The organism is Qipengyuania xiapuensis, from assembly GCF_019711395.1.
Classification (GTDB): domain Bacteria; phylum Pseudomonadota; class Alphaproteobacteria; order Sphingomonadales; family Sphingomonadaceae; genus Qipengyuania; species Qipengyuania xiapuensis.
The window spans coordinates 46,351-64,985 of sequence record NZ_JAIGNL010000002.1; the positions used below are offsets into that span (position 1 = coordinate 46,351).

At 64.0% G+C, this 18,635-nt stretch carries 18 protein-coding genes, 2 tRNA genes and 1 other RNA gene; 11 read left to right on the plus strand and 10 right to left on the minus strand.

Features of this window, described 5'->3' with window-relative positions; genetic code table 11:
• Window positions 1-4: 4 nt before the first annotated feature.
• From K3163_RS09500 to tkt, 3 genes are read right to left on the minus strand one after another with little or no spacing between them, the layout of a single operon-like run.
• The gene (locus K3163_RS09500; protein ID WP_221554051.1) at window positions 5-1,204 is read right to left on the minus strand and encodes a phosphoglycerate kinase; all 1,200 of its coding nucleotides are present in this window, start codon (window positions 1,202-1,204) and stop codon (window positions 5-7) included.
• 11 nt (window positions 1,205-1,215) lie between these two features.
• On the minus strand, window positions 1,216-2,223 hold the full coding sequence (gene gap, locus K3163_RS09505) for a type I glyceraldehyde-3-phosphate dehydrogenase (RefSeq protein WP_221428133.1): 1,008 nt from the start codon (window positions 2,221-2,223) through the stop codon (window positions 1,216-1,218).
• A gap of 27 nt (window positions 2,224-2,250) precedes the next feature.
• Window positions 2,251-4,230 carry a transketolase gene (gene tkt / locus K3163_RS09510; protein ID WP_221554052.1) on the minus strand — a complete coding sequence of 660 codons (1,980 nt, stop codon included), beginning with the start codon at window positions 4,228-4,230 and terminating at the stop codon, window positions 2,251-2,253.
• A 179-nt stretch (window positions 4,231-4,409) separates the two neighbouring features.
• Between tkt and K3163_RS09515 the strand changes: the two genes are divergently transcribed.
• The 6 genes from K3163_RS09515 (at window position 4,410) to K3163_RS09540 (ending at window position 7,457) form a co-directional block, all read left to right on the plus strand.
• The gene (locus K3163_RS09515; protein ID WP_221554053.1) at window positions 4,410-4,604 is read left to right on the plus strand and encodes a hypothetical protein; all 195 of its coding nucleotides are present in this window, start codon (window positions 4,410-4,412) and stop codon (window positions 4,602-4,604) included.
• Window positions 4,601-4,927: a cell division protein ZapA gene (locus K3163_RS09520; protein ID WP_221428130.1), complete on the plus strand. Its 327-nt coding sequence runs from the start codon at window positions 4,601-4,603 to the stop codon at window positions 4,925-4,927. Before K3163_RS09515 ends, K3163_RS09520 begins: the two co-directional genes overlap by 4 nt.
• Window positions 4,928-4,938: 11 nt before the next feature.
• A non-coding RNA gene (gene ssrS / locus K3163_RS09525) (6S RNA) lies at window positions 4,939-5,110 on the plus strand.
• Window positions 5,111-5,188: 78 nt separating this feature from the next.
• Window positions 5,189-5,758 (plus strand): 5-formyltetrahydrofolate cyclo-ligase, encoded by a 570-nt coding sequence (locus K3163_RS09530; protein ID WP_221428129.1) that lies wholly within the window; start codon window positions 5,189-5,191, stop codon window positions 5,756-5,758.
• Window positions 5,758-5,973, plus strand: coding sequence for a DUF2842 domain-containing protein (locus K3163_RS09535; protein WP_221428128.1), 216 nt, complete (start codon window positions 5,758-5,760; stop codon window positions 5,971-5,973). The genes K3163_RS09530 and K3163_RS09535 overlap by 1 nt, the downstream gene beginning before the upstream one ends.
• Before the next feature lie 50 nt (window positions 5,974-6,023).
• The gene (locus K3163_RS09540) at window positions 6,024-7,457 is read left to right on the plus strand and encodes an MFS transporter (RefSeq protein WP_221554054.1); all 1,434 of its coding nucleotides are present in this window, start codon (window positions 6,024-6,026) and stop codon (window positions 7,455-7,457) included.
• A 44-nt stretch (window positions 7,458-7,501) separates the two neighbouring features.
• Here the strand turns inward: K3163_RS09540 and K3163_RS09545 are convergent.
• The 5 genes from K3163_RS09545 to thyA form a co-directional block, all read right to left on the minus strand.
• Window positions 7,502-7,578 (minus strand) — tRNA-Asp (locus K3163_RS09545).
• A 360-nt stretch (window positions 7,579-7,938) separates the two neighbouring features.
• A complete protein-coding gene (locus K3163_RS09550) occupies window positions 7,939-9,231 on the minus strand; it encodes a dihydrolipoamide acetyltransferase family protein (RefSeq protein WP_221554055.1) in 1,293 nt (430 codons plus the stop codon).
• A gap of 5 nt (window positions 9,232-9,236) precedes the next feature.
• Window positions 9,237-10,298, minus strand: coding sequence for an alpha-ketoacid dehydrogenase subunit beta (locus K3163_RS09555; protein ID WP_221554056.1), 1,062 nt, complete (start codon window positions 10,296-10,298; stop codon window positions 9,237-9,239).
• Window positions 10,295-11,611, minus strand: coding sequence for a 3-methyl-2-oxobutanoate dehydrogenase (2-methylpropanoyl-transferring) subunit alpha (locus tag K3163_RS09560; RefSeq protein ID WP_221554057.1), 1,317 nt, complete (start codon window positions 11,609-11,611; stop codon window positions 10,295-10,297). Before K3163_RS09560 ends, K3163_RS09555 begins: the two co-directional genes overlap by 4 nt.
• Window positions 11,612-11,702: 91 nt before the next feature.
• Entirely contained in the window at window positions 11,703-12,665 is a 963-nt protein-coding gene (gene thyA / locus K3163_RS09565; protein WP_244920431.1) for a thymidylate synthase, read from the minus strand.
• Between the two features lie 110 nt (window positions 12,666-12,775).
• On the opposite strand from thyA, the gene K3163_RS09570 reads away from it, so the two are divergent.
• The 4 genes from K3163_RS09570 to K3163_RS09585 all read left to right on the plus strand — a co-directional run bounded on the left by K3163_RS09570 (window position 12,776) and on the right by K3163_RS09585 (window position 15,568).
• Window positions 12,776-12,852: transfer RNA gene (locus K3163_RS09570), tRNA-Pro, on the plus strand.
• A 112-nt stretch (window positions 12,853-12,964) separates the two neighbouring features.
• A complete protein-coding gene (locus K3163_RS09575; RefSeq protein WP_221428122.1) occupies window positions 12,965-13,438 on the plus strand; it encodes a low molecular weight protein-tyrosine-phosphatase in 474 nt (157 codons plus the stop codon).
• A complete protein-coding gene (locus K3163_RS09580) occupies window positions 13,431-14,762 on the plus strand; it encodes an ABC1 kinase family protein (RefSeq protein WP_221554058.1) in 1,332 nt (443 codons plus the stop codon). Before K3163_RS09575 ends, K3163_RS09580 begins: the two co-directional genes overlap by 8 nt.
• A complete protein-coding gene (locus K3163_RS09585) occupies window positions 14,759-15,568 on the plus strand; it encodes a fructosamine kinase family protein (RefSeq protein WP_221554059.1) in 810 nt (269 codons plus the stop codon). Before K3163_RS09580 ends, K3163_RS09585 begins: the two co-directional genes overlap by 4 nt.
• Here the strand turns inward: K3163_RS09585 and K3163_RS09590 are convergent.
• Together K3163_RS09590 and recG are read right to left on the minus strand one after the other, a co-directional pair.
• Window positions 15,565-16,167: a hypothetical protein gene (locus K3163_RS09590; protein WP_221554060.1), complete on the minus strand. Its 603-nt coding sequence runs from the start codon at window positions 16,165-16,167 to the stop codon at window positions 15,565-15,567. The two genes, K3163_RS09585 and K3163_RS09590, sit on opposite strands and share 4 nt — an antisense overlap.
• Before the next feature lie 57 nt (window positions 16,168-16,224).
• The gene (recG, locus tag K3163_RS09595) at window positions 16,225-18,288 is read right to left on the minus strand and encodes an ATP-dependent DNA helicase RecG (RefSeq protein ID WP_221554061.1); all 2,064 of its coding nucleotides are present in this window, start codon (window positions 18,286-18,288) and stop codon (window positions 16,225-16,227) included.
• Window positions 18,289-18,342: 54 nt separating this feature from the next.
• Here recG and K3163_RS09600 point away from each other — a divergent pair, with 54 nt between their 5' ends.
• Window positions 18,343-18,621, plus strand: coding sequence for an FAD assembly factor SdhE (locus K3163_RS09600; protein WP_221428117.1), 279 nt, complete (start codon window positions 18,343-18,345; stop codon window positions 18,619-18,621).
• Window positions 18,622-18,635: the final 14 nt, after the last annotated feature.

Below are 18,635 nucleotides of genomic sequence, written 5' to 3' on the forward strand. Positions count from 1 at the left end.
CGGCTCAGGCCGTCAGCGCCGCCACGCCGGGAAGCGCCTTGCCTTCCATCCATTCGAGGAAAGCGCCGCCTGCGGTCGAAACGAAGGTGAAATCGTCCTTCACGCCTGCATGGGCGAGCGCGGCAACGGTGTCGCCGCCGCCTGCAACCGAGGTGAGCGAGCCGCCTTCGGTAAGCGCGGCCGCCGTCTTCGCGAGCGCGACAGTTGCCGTGTCGAAAGGTTCGGTCTCAAAAGCGCCCATCGGGCCGTTCCACACCAGCGTGCGGCAGGTCTTGAGCACGTCGCCCAGCGCCTCGACCGCCTGCGGGCCGACATCGAGGATCATCTCGTCCGAGGCGACCTCGTGAACGTTGCAAATGCGCATGCTCGGCGGGTTCGCGGCGAATTCCTTCGCCACCACGACGTCATACGGAAGGTGGACGGTGCAACCGGCGTGGTCGGCCTGGTCCATGATACGGTTGGCGGTGTCGGTGAGGTCGTGTTCGCACAGCGACTTGCCGACATCGACCCCGCGCGCGGCGAGGAAGGTGTTGGCCATGCCGCCGCCGATGATGAGGTGCTGGACCTTGCCGACGAGGTTTTCGAGCACGTCGAGCTTGGTCGAGACCTTCGCTCCGCCAACGACAGCCGCGACGGGCTGTTCGGGATTGCCGAGTGCCGCGTCGAGCGCCTTGAGTTCCGCCTCCATCGCGCGTCCCGCATAGGCGGGCAGGTGGTGCGCCAGCCCCTCGGTCGAAGCATGCGCGCGGTGCGCGGCGGAGAACGCGTCGTTAACGTAGAAATCGCCGTGCGCGGCCATTCCCTTCGCGAATTCGGGATCGTTCGCCTCTTCGCCCGGCCAGAAGCGGACGTTGTCGAGCAGGCCGATATCACCATTCCTCAGGATGCCGATCGACTGTTCGACCACGGGGCCCATGACCTCGGGAATGAACATGATCTCCTTGCCGAGCACTTCCTCGACATCGCCCTGCACGAAGCTGGTCGACATGGTCGAATAGCGCTTGCCCTTGGGGCGGCCGAAATGGGCGAGCAGCAGGACCTTGGCGCCCTTGTCCGCAAGTTCGAGCACGGTGGGTTTCACCGCCTCGACACGGGTGACGTCGGTGGCCGAACCGTCCTTCATCGGAAGGTTCAGATCGACGCGCACCAGCGCGACCTTGCCGGTCACATCGCCAAGGTCGTCCAGGGTCCTGAAACTGCTCATCGTGTCGTCCTTTAGAGGAACTTCGCCATCACGCCGGCGGTGTCGATCATGCGGTTCGAGAAGCCCCACTCGTTGTCGTACCAGCTGACGACGCGGCAGAGCTTGCCTTCCATCACGCTGGTTTCGAGGCTGTCGATGGTCGAGCTGGCCGGATAGTGGTTGAAGTCACTGCTGACGAGCGGCTGGTCGGTGTAGTCGAGCACGCCCTTCATCTTGCCTTCTGCCGCTGCCTTGAGTGCAGCGTTCAGTTCCTCGGCGCTGGTGTCGCGGCCGGGGGTGAAAACGAGGTCGACGAGGCTGACGTTCGGGGTCGGCACGCGGACCGAGCTGCCGTCGAGCTTGCCGGCGAGTTCGGGCAGGACGAGGCCGACCGCACGGGCTGCGCCGGTGGTGGTCGGGATCATGTTCTGCGCGCCGCCGCGGGCACGGCGCATGTCGCCATGCATCTGGTCGAGCATGCGCTGGTCGTTGGTGTAGCTGTGAATCGTGGTCATGAAGCCACGCTCGATGCCCACCGTGTCGTGCAGCACCTTCGCCATCGGCGAGAGGCAGTTGGTGGTGCAGCTGGCGTTCGAGACGATCACGTCGTCTGCAGTCAGCGTCTCGTGGTTCACGCCATAGACGATGGTGGCCGAGACGTTCTTGGCCGGAGCCGAGATCAGCACGCGCTTTGCGCCAGCCTTGAGGTGCGGTTCGGCAGCTTCATGGCTCTGGAAGAAGCCGGTGCATTCGAGAACGATGTCGATGCCCTGGTCGGCATGTGGCAGGTTGCCCGGGTCACGCTCGCTGGTCACCGCGATCGACTTGCCGTTCACGATGATCGCGTTGTCGCCGACTTCGACGGTGCCGGGGAAACGGCCATGCGTGCTGTCGTACTGGAACAGCAGCGCGTTCGACTTGGTGTCCGCGAGATCGTTGATCGAGACGAGGTCGAGATCGTGGTCGTCACGCTCCAGGATCGCACGCGCCACGAGGCGTCCGATGCGTCCGAAACCGTTGATTGCAACCTTGGTAGCCATGCGAGAAGCTCCTGCTTAAGTCCTGAATTACTTGGGCAATTTGTTCATGATTTGCGGAACGATAGAGTCCGCCGTGAAACCGAATTTCTTGAAGAGATCGCCTGCCGGCGCCGATGCGCCGAAGCTGTCGATCCCGATGTTGAGGCCGCCCTCTCCGGTGTAGCGTTCCCAGCCGAAGGTGGTGCCCGCCTCGATGCTGACACGCAGCGTATCGGCGGGGATCATGTCGGCGCGGTAGGCGTCGTCCTGCGCGTCGAACAGCTGGGTGCAGACCATCGAGACGACAGCGGCGCCCACGCCCTGCTTTTCCAGCTCCTCGGCACAGGCGAGAGCGAGGTGCACTTCGCTACCCGAAGCGATCAGCGTGACCTTGCGCGCATTGCCGGCCTTCTTGAGGCGATAAGCGCCCTTAGAGCACATGTCGGTCTCTTCGGGATGGTTGCGCACCTGCGGCAGGCCCTGGCGGGTCAGCGCGAGGACGGTCGGACGGTCCTTTTCGCGCAATGCGATTTCCCAGCACTCGGCGGTCTCGACCGCGTCTGCGGGACGCATGACGAGGAGGTTCGGGATCATGCGCAGGCTCTGCACATGCTCGACCGGCTGGTGGGTCGGGCCGTCTTCGCCAAGACCGATGCTGTCATGCGTCATGACATAGATCGCACGGACCTGCTGGAGGGCCGAAAGGCGGATTGCTGCGCGGCAATAGTCAGTAAACACGAGGAAGGTGCCGCCGTAGGGGATGACGCCCCCGTGCAGCGCCATGCCATTCATCGCCGCAGCCATGCCGAATTCGCGGATGCCGTAGTAGATGTAGCGGCCCGAATAATCGTCCGCCGTGAACGGCCCGATGCCGCCTGCCTTGGTGTTGTTCGAACCGGTGAGGTCGGCACTGCCGCCCATCGTGTCGGGCAGCATGGCGTTGATCTGCTCCAGCGCCATTTCGCTGGCCTTGCGGGTAGCGACCTTGACCGGCTCCTTCATCAGCGACTGGATGTAATTGTCGAGGCTGAACTTCTCGGGCAGGTCGCCCGACATCCGGCGCTCGAAGTCGGCGCGCTGGGCATGGCCCGAAAGGCGGTCATTCCATTCGCCATGCGCCTTCGCGCCGGCGTCAGCGGTGCCGCGCCAGTCCGACAGGACCTGTTCGGGAATTTCGAAGGGCTTGTAGTCCCAGCCGAGCACGTCGCGCGCGGCCGAGATTTCCTCGTCACCCAGCGGCGCGCCGTGGGTGGCGCTGGTGCCCTGCTTGTTGGGCGCCCCCTTGCCGATGACTGTGCGGCAGGCGACCAGCGACGGGCGCTCGTCTGCCTGCGCTTCATCGAGCGCGCGGCGGATATCGTCGAAGTCATGGCCGTCGCAGCTGACGACATGCCAGCCGGTCGCCGCGTAGCGCGCCTTGATGTCTTCGCTGGTCGACAGGTCGGTGCCGCCGTCGATGGTGATCTGGTTATCGTCCCACAGCACGTTCATGCGGCCGAGCTTCAGGTGACCTGCAAGGCCGATCGCCTCGTGGTTGATACCTTCCATCAGGCAGCCGTCGCCGGCAATGACCCAGGTCTTGTGGTCGACGATATCGTCGCCGAAGTCCGCGTTCAGCTTGCGCTCGGCGATGGCCATGCCGACCGCCATGGCGAGACCCTGACCCAGCGGGCCGGTGGTCGATTCCACGCCTTCGAGGAGGAAGTTCTCCGGGTGTCCGGCGCACGGGCTACCGAGCTGGCGGAAGTTGCGGATGTCATCCATCGTCGGGCGCGCGTATCCCGACAGGTGCAGCAGCGAATAGATCAGCATCGAGCCGTGGCCTGCCGACAGCACGAAGCGGTCGCGGTCGGCCCAGTCGGGCGCTGACGGATCGTGCTTGAGGTATTCGCTCCACAGGACGGTCGCTACATCTGCCATGCCCATCGGCATGCCGGGATGCCCCGAATTCGCCTCCTGCACCGCATCCATCGAAAGCGCCCTGATGGCATTGGCCATCTGGACCATGCGAGCGGTGTCGAGACTCATGGGGATTCTTCTCCGAAATATGTGGCGATTCGACGCGGGGAGACCCTTCGCGGATGGGCTAGGCAAGGTCAAGCCGAGCGCGGCGGCGATCCGCGCCTCGCTATCCTTGGCGCGATTTATCAACAGGCGCGCCCAAGCCTTTGCCCGCACGCGCCAATCTTGATATTTGCTCAGCTGTCATGAGCGAAACACGTATCCACGGCGCATTGGAGAGGATCGAAAAGGCCCTCTCCCGCATCGAGACGCAGGCCACTTTGCCGCGCGGCGGCGCAGGTGCCGATGGTGAACTCGCGGCCCGTCACGAAGCGCTCAAATCTCGCGTGGCGGCCAATCTCGGCGAACTCGACAAGCTGATCGGGAGGCTCGAGCAGTGAGCGACGTCAAACTCCAGGTCGGTGGGCGCGTCTACACGGTCTCGACTGCCGACGGGCAGGAAGAAAAGGTGCGCGGCCTTGCGCGCATGGTCGATGACAAGCTCACCGGCATGGGGGCCAATGTCACCGGCAACGAGGCGAAGAACCTCTTGTTCGCCGCCATCCTGCTCGCCGACGAGCTCAATGACGTAAAAGCCACTGCCGCCTCGCATCCGCCCGACCCCGGTCTGGACACCGATGCCATGGCCGCACGGCTCGAGCGCGTGGCAAATGCACTGGAAGGTGCTGCATCGGCCCTTGAGAGCGGCGCCGAGGCATCCTAGATAGGCGCTCGGCGGGGCTGCCCGGCACGAGCCGCACGAATATCCCTGAGGCTATAAGCAATCCATGGGAGCTGTCCCTGCCTGGGCTTGCGGGTTTGTCCTGGAGGCTCGGGTATACGGCGCCCACCTGACGTTACTTGGCGTCAGAGGATTTCAATGGCACCGACCCATGGTGGTCCCGCTACTTACTTTTCGCGCCACCGCATTGCTGCTTGAGCGCGGTGGCCGGGCATCGGCAATTGCTGCGGGAGCAGGCAAGGCGTGACCAAGGACCAACTCCGTAAAATTCTCCGGAGCATGCGTCGCGACCATGTCGCGGAATTGCCCGACAGCATGCGCGGACTGGTCTTCCACCGTCCTCCGGCGCCCCTCCTCGACCTCGTGCCGGAAGGCGCAACCATCGGCCTCTATCGTGCCGATCCCTTCGAGGCACCGGCAGCATCCTATGCGAAATTCTTCCTCGAACGCGGGCACGAGATCGCTCTCCCGCGCTTCGCAACGCGCAATTCGCCGATGGAATTCGCCGCACATTCCGACCCCTTCGACGAAGAGGACCTCGAGGTAGGCCCTTTCGGGCTTCTACAGCCGTCCGCCGAAGCGCCTGTTCACGAGCCCAATGTGCTGTTCGTCCCGCTGGTGGGCTTTACCGATAGTGGCGACCGGCTCGGACAGGGCGGAGGGCATTACGACCGCTGGCTGGAAGGGCGCGACAACGTAACCGCGATCGGGCTTGCCTGGGATTGCCAGCTGGCCGAAGATCTGCCTGTCGAACCGCATGATCGCAGCCTCTCGGCGGTGGTCACCCCTACCCGCCTCTACGGACCGTTTTGATGAGAGAAGAACCGACCTGGCGCATTCCCGTAGGCCTTCTCGGCCTGCTTGTCGGCCTGCTGGTCTATGGCATCGTCATCGCGCGCTACCTGCCCGGATTGATCGGCGACTGGCCGACCCTCGCGCAGACGGTGGTCTACGTGTTCCTCGGCCTTGTCTGGCTCCTGCCGCTGGGCCGCTTCCTGAAATGGATGGAAACCGGCAACTGGCGCTGATTGCCAAGCCGCAAACCCTGCACTAGCCTCCCTTCCCCAAGGGAGAGGATATGGCGACCACAGCCGCAGTGGCCGACAAACCGTCGGTCGGTCTCAAGCTTGCGCACGGTTTCGGTGCAGCCGCTTTCGGGATCAAGAACAACGGGTTCGATTACTTCCTGTTGCTGTTCTACGGGACGGTGATCGGGCTCGAACCGGGTCTCGTCGGCCTCGCCATCATGATCGCGCTGGTCTTCGACGCCGTCTCCGATCCGCTGGTCGGCTACTGGTCAGACAATTTCCGCAGCAAGTGGGGGCGCCGCCACCCCTTCATGTATGCAGCCGCCCTGCCCGTCGCGCTCAGCTATTTCCTGCTGTGGAACCCGCCCGAACTCTCGCAATTCGGTCTCTTCCTGTACCTCACGGGGCTGGCGGTGCTGATCCGCACCTTCATTACCTTCTACGAAACACCCAGCTCGGCGCTGATCCCCGAGCTGTCGAAGGATTACGAAGAGCGCACGAGCATCCAGGCCTATCGCCTTTTCTTCGGCTGGTCGGGCGGCAACATGATGAGCATCGTCATGTTCGGCGTGCTGCTGACCGGTCCGCTCGGCATGATGGACCGCGATGCCTATGCGACCTACGGCATTGTCGCATCGCTGCTGATCCTCGCGGCGATCCTCGTCTCCGCAATGGGAACGCACCACCGCATTCCCTATCTGCACCGGCCAGTCGAGACGGGTGAGCGTTTCACGATCAAGCGCATCTTCCGCGAGATGTTCGAGACATTGAGCGAGAAGAGCTTCCTCGCGCTGTTCTTCGCCACGGTCCTGTTTTCGGTGGCGACAGGCCTGTCGGCTGCCCTCGCGTTCCTGATGCTCAACTACTTCTGGGGTTTCAGCGAATTCCAGATCTTCATCTGGACATGCACCGTCTTCTTCTCGGCTCTGATGGGTTTCCTGATCGCGCCCTGGGCCACCAAGCGCCTCGGCAAGAAGCGCGCGACGATCGTACTCGGCCTGCTGGCCTTCACCATCCAGCCCGCGCCGGTGCTCCTGCGGCTGGCCGGGCTGATGCCCGAGAACGGAGACCCTCTGCTTTTCCCCCTGGTGCTCGGCATCAACGTGGTCGACCTTGCGCTGATCATCGCGGTGCAGGCGGTCGCCTATTCGATGATTGCCGATCTCGTGGAATCGAACCAGCTGCGCACCGGGCGGCGAAGCGAAGGCGTCTACTATGCCGCCATGACCTTCACGCGAAAGGTGACGCAGGGTCTCGGGGTCGCAGCGGCAGGCATCATCCTGTCCGCTATCGCCTTCCCGCAAGGGGCCGCCCCAGAAAGCGTGTCCACCGAGACACTATGGAACCTCGGTGCCTTCTATGCACCCTCACTGCTCGCCATGTGGCTGACTGCGCTGTTCTGCGTGTCGCGTTACCGGATCGACAAGGCGGGGCACGAGGAGAACCTGCGCAAGCTCGCTGAAAGCGACGGCCAGCAGGCATGAAAAAAGCCGCCCGAAAGGCGGCTTTTCGAAGAATAATCCCAAGGTGGCGCGAGTGACGGGACTCGAACCCGCGACCCTCGGCGTGACAGGCCGATACTCTAACCAACTGAGCTACACCCGCGCATTGCGCTGTAGCGCCCCCTTGGGAGCCGCGCATCTAGTGGAGGCTCCGATTCCTGTCAACGCAAATTGAGCCGCTTTTTTCGCACTTTTTTGCAAGCCCCGCGAAGAGGGTGATTTTTACCGAAAAGTAACCCTGTGCGCGCATCCTCACCCTCGAATTTCTACGTGGGGGACGGGAGGTTCGTATGTTGCAGACGGCTTTTCTGGCGTTTTCACTGGCCATGCTTGGCGGGGGCGCGTTCGCCGCGCAATCCGCCATCGATATCCAGGATTCGGTCAACCAGACCGCGGGCGCAGGCCGCTGATCTCGCCGCAAGAAAAAAGCCCCGCCGGATCGTCCGACGGGGCTCTTTGCTGATCAATCCACCAGGATAAGCGCTGGCGTTTCCAGCAGCTTCTTCAACGCCTGGATGAAACTCGCCGCATCCCAGCCGTCGACCACGCGGTGATCGCAGCTGATCGAGATGTTCATCAGCTTGCGCTTCTCGATCCGCTCCACACCATCGCTGCCGGTGACGTACATCGGGCGCTCGATAATGCGGTTCGGGCCGATGATCGCGACTTCGGGGCGGTTGATGACCGGCGTGGTAGCCACGCCGCCAAGCGGGCCGAGGGAGGTGACGGTCAGCGTGCCGCCTTCCATCTCTTCCTTCTTCGCCGTGCCGTTGCGTGCAGCATCGGCCAGGCGCGAGATCTCGTTGGCGAGCTGCCACAGGTTCTTGGCCTGAGCGTTCTTGATGACCGGGACCATCAGGCCGGCATCGGTCTGCGCCGCCATGCCCATGTTGACCGCGCCGTGGCGCGTCACCACGCCCGCTTCATCGTCGTAGCGCGCGTTGATCATGGGATAGTCGGGCAGCGTCTTGCAGATCGCGGTGATCAGCAGCGGCAGGATCGTAAGCTTGGGCTTGTCGCCGCGGCTGGCGTTGAGCTGTGCGCGCAGGACCTCGAGGTCGGTGACGTCGCATTCCTCGACATAGGAGAAGTGCGGGATGTTGCGCTTCGAGGCGGCCATGTTCTCGGCAATGCGACGGCGCATGCCGATGACCTTCTTCTCCTCGTCCTCGCGGGTCTTGGCAGCGTGGCCATAGCCCGAGTTGTAGGAGAGGAACTGGTCGAGGTCGCCGTGACGGATGCGGCCTTCCTCGGACGGCTTCACCTGGCTGAGGTCGACACCCAGTTCCTTGGCGCGCTTGCGCACTGCGGGGGTCGCGAGGACCTTTGCCTGTTGCTTCGGCTCGGGCGCCGGGGTCGGCGCGGGCAGCGGTTCGGGCTTAGGATCGGCGGCCAGCGCATCGTCGGCATCGCTGGCGTCAGAGGTTTCGACCTCGATACGCTCTTCGACTTCCGCAGCCTTCGGCGCGGGTGCGGGCGCGGGAGCTTCCTCGGCAACGTCTTCGGGCACTTCACCCTCGACCTCGATCACGACCAGCATCGAGCCGATCGAGACCATGTCGCCTTCTTCGCCGGCGATCTCGAGGATCTTACCGTCGACCGGGCTTTCCATCGGCACGGTGGCCTTGTCGGTCATCATGTCGACGAATTCCTCGTCTTCCTTGACCGTGTCGCCGACCTTCTTGTGCCACTGGACGATTTCCGCCTCGGCAATGCCTTCGCCGATGTCGGGCATGTTGAATACAAATTTCGCCATGTCGATTACTCGCTCAGGATCTTGTCGAGGGCCTCGCCGATACGGATTGGGCCGGGGAAATAGGCCCATTCGAGGCTGTGGGGATAGGGTGTGTCGAAGCCGGTCACGCGTTCGACCGGGGCTTCGAGGTGGTAGAAGCAGCGCTCGGTCACCAGCGCGCTGAGTTCGGCGCCGAAACCGGCAGTACGGGTCGCTTCGTGGACGATCAGGCAGCGGCCGGTCTTCTTGACCGATTCCTCGATCGTTTCGATGTCGACCGGAACGATGGTGCGCAGGTCGACGATGTCGGCCTCGACGCCCTTCTCACGGCAGACCGCCTCCACCACGTGGACCATGGTGCCATAGGCAAGGATGGTCAGCTCCTCGCCTTCGGTCGCGTAGCGCGCCTTGCCGAGCGGGATCTTGTAATGCCCCTCGGGCACCACGCTCGCATCGAAGCGCTTCCACGGTTCGACCGGCTTGTCGTAATAGCCCGAGAACGGGCCGTTGTAGATGCGCTTGGGCTCGAAGAAGATGACCGGGTCATTGTCTTCGATGGCGCTGATCAGAAGGCCCTTCGCGTCATAGGGCGTCGCAGGAATGACCGTCTTCAGGCCGGAGACATGGGCGAAGATCGCCTCGGGGCTCTGGCTGTGCGTCTGGCCACCGAAGATGCCGCCGCCAAAGGGGCTGCGCACGGTGATCGGCGCGATGTATTCGGCCGCCGAACGATAGCGCAGGCGCGCCGCTTCGGAGATCAGCTGGTCAAGGCCGGGGTAAATGTAGTCGGCAAACTGGATTTCCGGCACCGGACGAAGGCCGTATGCCCCCATCCCGACTGCCGCGGCGATGATGCCGCATTCGGAAATCGGCGTGTCGAACACGCGGGTCTTGCCGTATTTCTGCTGGAGGCCGGCGGTGCAGCGGAACACGCCGCCGAAATAGCCGACGTCCTCGCCCATGATGACGATGTTCTCGTCGCGGCCCATCGACACGTCGAGCGCGTCGTTGATCGCCTCGATCATGTTTAGGCGGCGTTCGGTGCCCTGCTCTGCTGCGGGCGCGTCCTTGGTTGCGGTGTCGCTCATGCGCCCTTCCCTCCGTTCGGGAGCCCTTCGGGGAACTTGGTCTCGCGTTCGCGGATCGCCTGTTCGCTCTGCTCCCTGAGATGCCAGGGCAGCTCTTCGAACACGTCTTCGAACATGGTGCGGAACGGATGGTGCAGGCCATGGCCGAGGATGCCGTTCTCTTCGGCTTCCTTGGTCGTCTTCTTGACGAATTCGGCGGCCTCGAGGTCCATCTTCTGCTGGCGCTCCTCGTCCCACTCACCGATCTCGATGAGGTGGTTCTTGAGGCGCATCACCGGATCGCCGAGCGGCCACTCGTCGCGCTCCTGCGCGCTGCGATATCCGCTGGGATCGTCCGAGGTGGAGTGTCCTTCGGCGCGGTAGCTGAAGAACTCGATCAGCGTCGGGCCGGCATTGGCGCGGGCGCGGTTGGCGGCCCACTGTTCTGCTGCATAGCAGGCGAGCGGGTCGTTACCGTCGACGCGCAGCGAAGCGATACCGTAGCCGAGACCGCGCGCCGCGAAAGTCGCGCGCTCTGCGCCAGCGAAACCGCTGAAGCTCGAGATCGCCCACTGGTTGTTGACCACGTTGAGGATGACCGGAGCGTTGTAGACGGTCGCGAACAGGCAGGCCGAGTGGAAGTCGCCTTCCGCGGTGCTGCCCTCGCCGACCCAGGTCGCGGCAATCCGGCTGTCGCCCTTGATTGCCGATGCCATCGCCCAGCCGACCGCCTGCGGGGTCTGCGTGGCGAGGTTGCCCGAGATGGTGAAGAAGCTGTGCTCCTTCGAGGAATACATGATCGGCAGCTGGCGGCCCTTCAGCTTGTCGCCCTTGTTCGAGTAGATCTGGTTGATCATCTCGATCATCGGGTAGCCGCGCTGGATCAGGATGCCCTGCTGGCGATAGCTCGGAAACACCATGTCGTCCGCCGCGAGCGCCATCGAGGCCGAGACACTGGTCGCCTCTTCGCCGGTGCACTTCATGTAGAAGCTGGTCTTGCCCTGGCGCTGGCCGCGGAACATGCGCTCGTCGAAGGCGCGCGTCATGGCCATGTGGCCGAGCATTGTGCGCAGCGTTTCCGGGTCGAGCTTCGGGTCCCACGGGCCGTGGGCCTTGTTGTCCTCGCCCAGAACGCGGATCAGGCCATGCGCGAAATCGAGCATGTCTTCCGGCTTGGTGGTCTCGTCGGGGCGCGGCTGCTGGCCGGCCTCCGGAACCTCGATATGCGAGAAGTCGACCGCATCACCGGGTCGGAACTTGGGTTCTGGCACGTGGAGCGAGAGCTTGGGGCGGTTATCGCCAGCTTTCGCAGTACCTTGAGGCCTGTCGGCCATAGAATCGTCTCCCAGACGTAATCTTACGCTTGCGCGTTATTTTATTTCGCGCGGGGGAAACGGTCAAGTACGCCTATGCATACGATTTCCGTCACACCGCGACGGGGGCCTTGATGGCTCCGAGCGGCGTGTAGTCGTGAACCGCGAAATCCTCAATCCGGTAGTCGAAGATAGTCGGCGGGCGCCGCACAATCTCAAGCCGCGGATGACCCTGCGGTTCCCGCGATAGCTGCTCCTTCACGAGGTGTTCGTGGTTGAGATAAAGGTGCGTGTCGCCGCCCATCCACACGAACTCGCCCGGTTCGAGTCGCGCCTGGTGGGCGAGCATGCGCTGGAGCAGCGCCGCCGACCAGAGGTTGAACGGCAGGCCGAGCGCGACGTCGCAGCTGCGCTGGTAGAGAAGGCCATTGAGACGCGGCTTGCCGTCGCGGCCTTCCGATACGTGGAACTGGTAGGTCTTGTGGCACGGCGGCAGCGCCATGCGTGGCACGTCGGCGACGTTCCAGCCCTCGATGATGTGGCGACGGCTGCCCGGATTTTCCTGCAGCGATTCGACGACTTCTGCGACCTGGTTGATACCGCGGCCCTTGCGGAACAGCCCGCCCTTCACCGGCTGGTAGGTCGGCCAGTCGACCCATTGCTTGCCGTACACAGGTCCGAGATCGCCCCACATGGCGGCAAAGTCCTCGTCATCTGCGATGCGCTGGACGAAATCCTCGAGCGAGATCTCGTCGCCCGTCTGCTCGACATATTTGGCGTGCGGCCACTCGTTCCAGATCTTCACGCCCTGTAGCACGAGCGGGCGGATATTGGTGTCGCCGGTAAGGAACCAGAGCAGCTCGCGCGTGGCGGTCTTCCAGTAGACGCGCTTGGTGGTGATGAGCGGCATTGCGCCGTCGGAAAGGTCGAAACGCAGCATTGCGCCGAAGACCGAACGCGTGCCGATACCCGTACGGTCGCGCCGCTCGTCGCCCTCGAGCCAGATGCGGCGCATCAGGTCGAGATATTGGGTTTCGAAATGGGTGTCCGGCATGGCCGAGTTGTCGCTCTTCATCTTATTGCGGCCCTAGGCCCAAAATAACGCAAAAGCCCGCTTGCACCAGTCGCAATCCACACCTATAGGGCCGCCTCTGCCTCGCGGGGTCCGCCCCGCAAGCATCCGGTCGGGGAGTAGCTCAGCCTGGTAGAGCACTGTCTTCGGGAGGCAGGGGCCGGAGGTTCGAATCCTCTCTCCCCGACCATTTTACTTTCCAGAACATCAGGGCGCATTGTCCGCAAATCTGCGGAACAAGCGCAAGTGCGGGCGATTGAATGGCGGTACACTCCCGTCATCAAGGGTCTCGCCGCATAGCCGTGTCCAAGCCTGCCGTCCTGTTCGTCTGCCTCGGCAACATCTGCCGCTCGCCGCTCGCCGAAGCCGCCTTTCGCCATGCCGCCTCCGAAGCTGGCATCGACGTTCACGTCGATAGCGCCGGAACGGCCGGATATCACGTGGGTGAGCCGCCCGATCCGCGCAGCATCGACGAGGCCCGCCGCAGGGGCATCGACATTACCGGCTATCGCGGACGCCAGCTGGGCGAGAGCGACTTCCACGAATTCGACTACATCCTCGGCATGGATTCATCGAACATGGCGAACATCGCGCGTGTCGATCCGGGTGACGGCAAGGCCCGCGTCGCCATGCTGCTCGACCTCGTGCCCGGACAGGAAGGGCGTGAAGTCGGTGACCCCTACTATGGCGGTGCGGAGGGCTTCTCGATCACATGGAGCGAAGTCAGCGCCGGTGCGAATGCGTTGCTGGCAGTCATGATCGAAGAACATGGCTGACGAAGACACCAGCCGGCACCGCTCGGTTCCTGCGTCTCGTATCGGACGCCTCGGCGGTTTCACCCGTCTTGCGGGTGGACTTGCCGGCGGTGCGCTGAGCGAAGGTGCGCGGCGGATTGCCAGCGGAGAGCGCCCGCGCCTCGACCAGCTTCTGCTCACGCCCGCGAATGCGAAGAGGCTTACCGACAGGCTCGCGCACCTTCGCGGCGCGGCGATGAAACTGGGCCAGATGATTTCGATGGATGCAGGCGACCTCTTGCCGCCCGAGCTTTCCGAGATCCTTGCCCGCCTGCGCGAGCGGGCGGATTTCATGCCGCCCAAGCAACTCGACAAGGTCCTGAGTGCGGAATGGGGCAAGGACTGGCGCAAGCGATTCCGCCGCTTCGAGCCGCGCCCGATCGCCGCCGCATCGATCGGACAGGTGCACCGCGCCATGCTGCCGGACGGTCGGCTGCTCGCGATCAAGGTGCAGTATCCGGGAATCGCGCAAAGCATCGACAGCGATGTCGACAATGTAGCCGGTCTCCTGAAGCTGACCGGCCTGCTCCCGGCCGAACTCGACATCGCACCCCTCCTCGCCGCCGCGAAGGAGCAGCTCCACGAAGAGGCCGATTACGTTCGCGAGGGCGCCATGATGACGCGTTTCGGCGAGCTTCTGGAAGGGCGCGAAGGCTTTGTCGTGCCGGAACTCCACGAAGAGCTGACCACCACCCGCATCCTCGCGATGAGTTTCGAGGAAGGCGGGCCGATCGAAGCTCTCGCCAGCGAGCCGCAGGAGCTGCGTGACGAGGTCTTCGCTCGCATGATCGAACTCGTCGCGCGCGAACTGTTCGACAGCCGCCTGATGCAGACCGATCCGAACTTCGCCAACTACCGCTGGCAGGCAAAGACCGGCCGGATCGTGCTGCTCGATTTCGGTGCCGCTCGAGAGGTCTCGGAAGGTATCTCGGCCGACTATCGCAGGCTGCTCTATGCCGGGCTTGCCGAGGACAGGGAAGCCGTCATGGAGGCAGCGATAGAGGCAGGTTTCATGAACCCGCGGGCCCTCGAACGTCATCCGGAGGCGATGCGGCGTGCGGTCGACATCGTCGTCACCCAGATGGCGAGCGATGACCGTCTCGATTTCGGCGACCGCGCCTTCGTGCCCGAGATTCGCGAAACGGTCATGCCGATCGCACGCGACCGCGAAAGCTGGCACCTGCCCCCCGCCGAAACGCTGTTCGTCCAGCGCAAGGTCAGCGGCACTGCGCTGCTGGGAGCAAGGCTGAACGCCCGGGTCGACGTGCGCGGGATCGTCGAACGCGTCTTGGCGGAGACGGCATGAGCGATACGCTTGCAGACGCCGTAGAACGGCTGGTCGGCAAGCGCCCCGCCGACATCCGCCGCTTTGCCGGCGGGGACATTTCGGGCGCGTCGCTTGCGACCTTCGCCGATGGCGAAACCATCGTGGCAAAGTCGGGCCCGGTGGTCGGCATCGAGGCGCGGATGCTCGGAGCGATGGCGCAATCGGGCGCGCCAACGCCGGATGTCATCGCAGCGGATGACGAGGTCATGCTGATCGAGCACCTGCCGAGCGATGCGGGTCTGTCGGGGTCTGCATGGAATTCGCTGGCCGAGGCGCTTGGCCAGTTGCACGCGGAGACTGGCGAGAATTTCGGCTGGCCAGAGAATTACGCTCTACGCGATGTGACGGTCGAGAACGAAGCCTGCGACAGCTGGCCGCAGTTCTGGGGGGAGCGGCGTTTGCTGTGCCACGCCCCTCACCTACCCGCAGCGCTGGCGAGGCGGCTGGACGAACTCGCCTCCAAGCTGGGCGACATGCTGCCGGGCTCACCAAGGCCATCATTGCTCCACGGAGACCTCTGGGGAGGCAACATCCTCGTATCGGGCGGCAGGATCAGCGGACTGATCGACCCTTGCGCCTACTACGGAGACCACGAGGTCGATGCCGCCAGTCTCACAGTGTTCGACCATCCGCCGGGCAGCTTTTTCGCCTCGCTCGGGCTTGAGCCGGGATGGAGCGAACGGCAGCCGGTCTACCGGCTGTGGATGTGGCTGCTCCATGTTCGCCTGTTCGGTGACGGATATCGTCCCGCCGTCGAACGCGAACTGGAGATGCTCGGCTTCTAGAGCCCCTTGCGGCCGAAACCACCGCCGCGCATCTGCGGGGCCGCAGGCATCGGCGCTTCACCGATCACTCCCTGCGAGCGCGCAGCTGGCGCAGCTGGCGCAGCATTGCCGAAACCCTGCGGACGAGCGGGCTGTTGCGGGACTTCCTGCTGCTGCTCGGCGCCTTCGAGGTAATCGACGATCTCTTCGAGCAGGTGCTCTGCCGAGCGATGTTCGCGGGCGAGCAGTCGCTGCGTGATACTGGCATAGCCGAGGAAGGAGAAAGGCCCCTTGATCTTGAGGAAGGTGTTGGTCGCGATCCAGTTGTAGGTCTGCTTTTCCACCTCGAAACCGTGTACTTCCTCCCACCGCAGTCGCGTGCTGCCGAGCACCCCGTGGTAAGTCACGAAATTGCGGTCGTATTCGAGGATTTTGCCCCCATCGAGAAGATAGCGCGCGCCCATTGGCAGGCAGATCACGAAACATCCTGCGATGAGCCAGCCGGCGAAGGACGCCTTGCCGTGGAACGCGCTCCCGGCCAAGACGCCGAGAAAGATGAAACCGATCATGAGGCCGCAGGCCATGGCCACGCGAGACCTCGAATATCTTACGATCTGCATTGTAATTCCCCCGTTTGGGCGAGGGTTTAATGCGAAAATCTTAGCAAAAGCCTGACGTTAGCCGCCGCGCAGGGTCTTCACGCCGAAATCGCGTTCGAACAGGTAGAGCAGGATGCGGGCAGCATCGCCGCGCGTGCCCTCCAGACCGCCATCGCGTTCCATCAGCACGCGCGCATCGTCATGAGCCTTGGGCAGCAGCTCGGTGATCTGCTCGAAACTCGCCACGCTGAAGGGCGTATCGCCTGATTGCCGCGTGCCGAGAAGCTCGCCGCCACCGCGCAATTTGAGGTCTTCTTCGGCGAGCAGGAATCCGTCCTGGCTCTCGCGCATCAGGGCGAGACGCTTCTGGGCGGTTTCGGACAGGCTTTCGCCGTGGAGGAGGACACAGAAGCTCTTCTCGCTCCCCCGCCCCACCCGGCCGCGCAGCTGGTGGAGTTGGGCGAGACCGAAGCGTTCGGCCTGCTCGATCACCATGAGCGTTGCGTTGGGCACGTCGACGCCGACCTCGATCACCGTGGTGGCGACCAGCAGCCGCGCATCGCCGCGCGCGAACCGCTCCATCGCGGCGTCTTTCATTTCCGGTGCGAGCTGGCCGTGGACCATCACCACATCGTCGCCGAACCGCTCTTTCAGGGCCGCATAGCGCGCTTCGGCGGCGGCGATCTCGTCGGGCCCGTCCATCTCGCGGACCATCGGGCAGACCCAGAAGGCTTGCCGTCCCTCGGCAAATTGCGCGGCGAGGCGCTCGACCAGTGCGGGGATCCTGTCCTGCCCCATCACCACCGTGTCGATCGACTGGCGTCCCGGCGGCAGTTCGTCGAGCTTGCTCACGTCGAGCTCACCATATTGCGCGAGAGTGAGCGTACGCGGGATCGGCGTTGCAGTCATGGCAAGGACGTGCGGCGCGCGCTTGCCCTTGTTCGCCAGCATGAGCCGCTGGCCGACACCGAAACGGTGCTGCTCGTCGATCACCACCATCGCGAGGTTCTTGTAGGCAACCTTGTCCTGGAAGATCGCGTGGGTGCCGACGACGATGTCGATGCTGCCGTCCAGAAGCCCCATTAGCGTCGCTTCGCGCGCCTTGCCCTTGTCGCGCCCGGTGAGCAGCGCGACTTCCGCACCGGTAGGCTGGGCCATGCGGCGCAGGCTTTCATAGTGCTGGCGAGCGAGGATTTCGGTGGGTGCGAGCAGCGCCGCCTGCGCGCCCGCCTCGACAGCGATCAGCATGGCTTCCAGCGCAACCACGGTCTTGCCCGCGCCGACGTCGCCCTGCAGCAGGCGAAGCATCGGCGCTTCCTGCGCCATGTCGCTCTCGATCTCGGCGATCGATCGCTTCTGCGCGCCGGTTAGCGGAAACGGCAGGTCGAGCTTGCCGCGATAGCTGCCATCGCCTTTCAAAGGTTGGCCACGGCGTTTGCGATTGTCCGCCCGCACCAGCATCAGTGCGAGGCTGTTGGCGAGCAGTTCGTCATAGGCCAGCCGGTCGCGCGCGAGTTTGTGTTCGCCCTTGTGAGCAAGTTGCAGCGCATCGCGCCAGCCGGGCCAGTCCGATTTCTCGAATTGCGCCGGCTCGATCCATTCGGGCAGCTCGGGTGCCTTCGCCAGCGCCTGTTCGACCAGACCCGCAACACGCGGCTGGGTCAGCCCTTCCGACAGGCGATAGATCGGCTCGCACAGCCGCTGGAGCGTATCGCCGCCCTCCTCGACCACGTGATCAGGGTGGACGATCTGAAGCATGTCGCCATAGCGTTCGAGCTTGCCCGCAACCCAGCGCGTTGCACCGACGGGCAGCTGCTTCTTCGCGGTATAGGAAGCGCGGCCAAAGTAGGTAAGCGCGATGATGTTGCCCACGCTGTCCTGCGCCAGCACACGGTAGGGAGCACGCGCCGATCGCCCGCCCCGATGTTCTGTCACGGTCAGCTTGAGGACGATATTCTCGCCCTCGCCAGCCTCATCGACGGTCTCGACAGAGCGCCTTGTCACGAAGCGTTCCGGCAGGTGGTAGACTAGGTCCTTGAGCCGCGTCAGCCCGAGCTTGTCGAGCGGCTTCTTCAGCTTAGGCCCGACGCCATCGAGCGTTTCGGTCTCTGCGAAAAGCGGATTGAGGACGTCGGGGCGCATGCGCTCACGCTATAGCCGCTTGCACGGCTTTGGCGAGTGCCCTACCCGCGCCCCATGCCGGAAATGCTCACAACCGAAGGCCGCCTCGCCCGCTGCAAGTTCCGCAGCTGGCACCGTGGCACGCGCGAAGCCGATTACATGATCGGCGGCTTCTTCGATCGCTACCACGCGGAATGGGGCGAGGAGGAACTCGCCTGGTTCGAAGCGCTGCTCGAGGAAGACGACGTCGACATCATGGCCTGGGCGCTCAAGACCCAGCCCACCCCGCCGCGCTTCCAGGGCGAGCTGATCGAGAAAATGCAGAAGCTCGACTACGTCGACATTCCGCGTTGACGGGAACAGGCCAA

Coding starts and splice junctions, on each gene's coding strand:
- K3163_RS09500 (WP_221554051.1), bottom strand. CDS start 1,204: ATGAGCAGTTTCAGGACCCTGGACGACCTTGGCGATGTGACCGGCAAG.
- gap (WP_221428133.1), bottom strand. CDS start 2,223: ATGGCTACCAAGGTTGCAATCAACGGTTTCGGACGCATCGGACGCCTC.
- tkt (WP_221554052.1), bottom strand. CDS start 4,230: ATGAGTCTCGACACCGCTCGCATGGTCCAGATGGCCAATGCCATCAGG.
- K3163_RS09515 (WP_221554053.1), top strand. CDS start 4,410: ATGAGCGAAACACGTATCCACGGCGCATTGGAGAGGATCGAAAAGGCC.
- K3163_RS09535 (WP_221428128.1), top strand. CDS start 5,758: ATGAGAGAAGAACCGACCTGGCGCATTCCCGTAGGCCTTCTCGGCCTG.
- K3163_RS09540 (WP_221554054.1), top strand. CDS start 6,024: ATGGCGACCACAGCCGCAGTGGCCGACAAACCGTCGGTCGGTCTCAAG.
- K3163_RS09550 (WP_221554055.1), bottom strand. CDS start 9,231: ATGGCGAAATTTGTATTCAACATGCCCGACATCGGCGAAGGCATTGCC.
- K3163_RS09555 (WP_221554056.1), bottom strand. CDS start 10,298: ATGAGCGACACCGCAACCAAGGACGCGCCCGCAGCAGAGCAGGGCACC.
- K3163_RS09560 (WP_221554057.1), bottom strand. CDS start 11,611: ATGGCCGACAGGCCTCAAGGTACTGCGAAAGCTGGCGATAACCGCCCC.
- thyA (WP_244920431.1), bottom strand. CDS start 12,665: ATGAAGAGCGACAACTCGGCCATGCCGGACACCCATTTCGAAACCCAA.
- K3163_RS09580 (WP_221554058.1), top strand. CDS start 13,431: ATGGCTGACGAAGACACCAGCCGGCACCGCTCGGTTCCTGCGTCTCGT.
- K3163_RS09585 (WP_221554059.1), top strand. CDS start 14,759: ATGAGCGATACGCTTGCAGACGCCGTAGAACGGCTGGTCGGCAAGCGC.
- K3163_RS09590 (WP_221554060.1), bottom strand. CDS start 16,167: ATGCAGATCGTAAGATATTCGAGGTCTCGCGTGGCCATGGCCTGCGGC.
- recG (WP_221554061.1), bottom strand. CDS start 18,288: ATGCGCCCCGACGTCCTCAATCCGCTTTTCGCAGAGACCGAAACGCTC.
- K3163_RS09600 (WP_221428117.1), top strand. CDS start 18,343: ATGCCGGAAATGCTCACAACCGAAGGCCGCCTCGCCCGCTGCAAGTTC.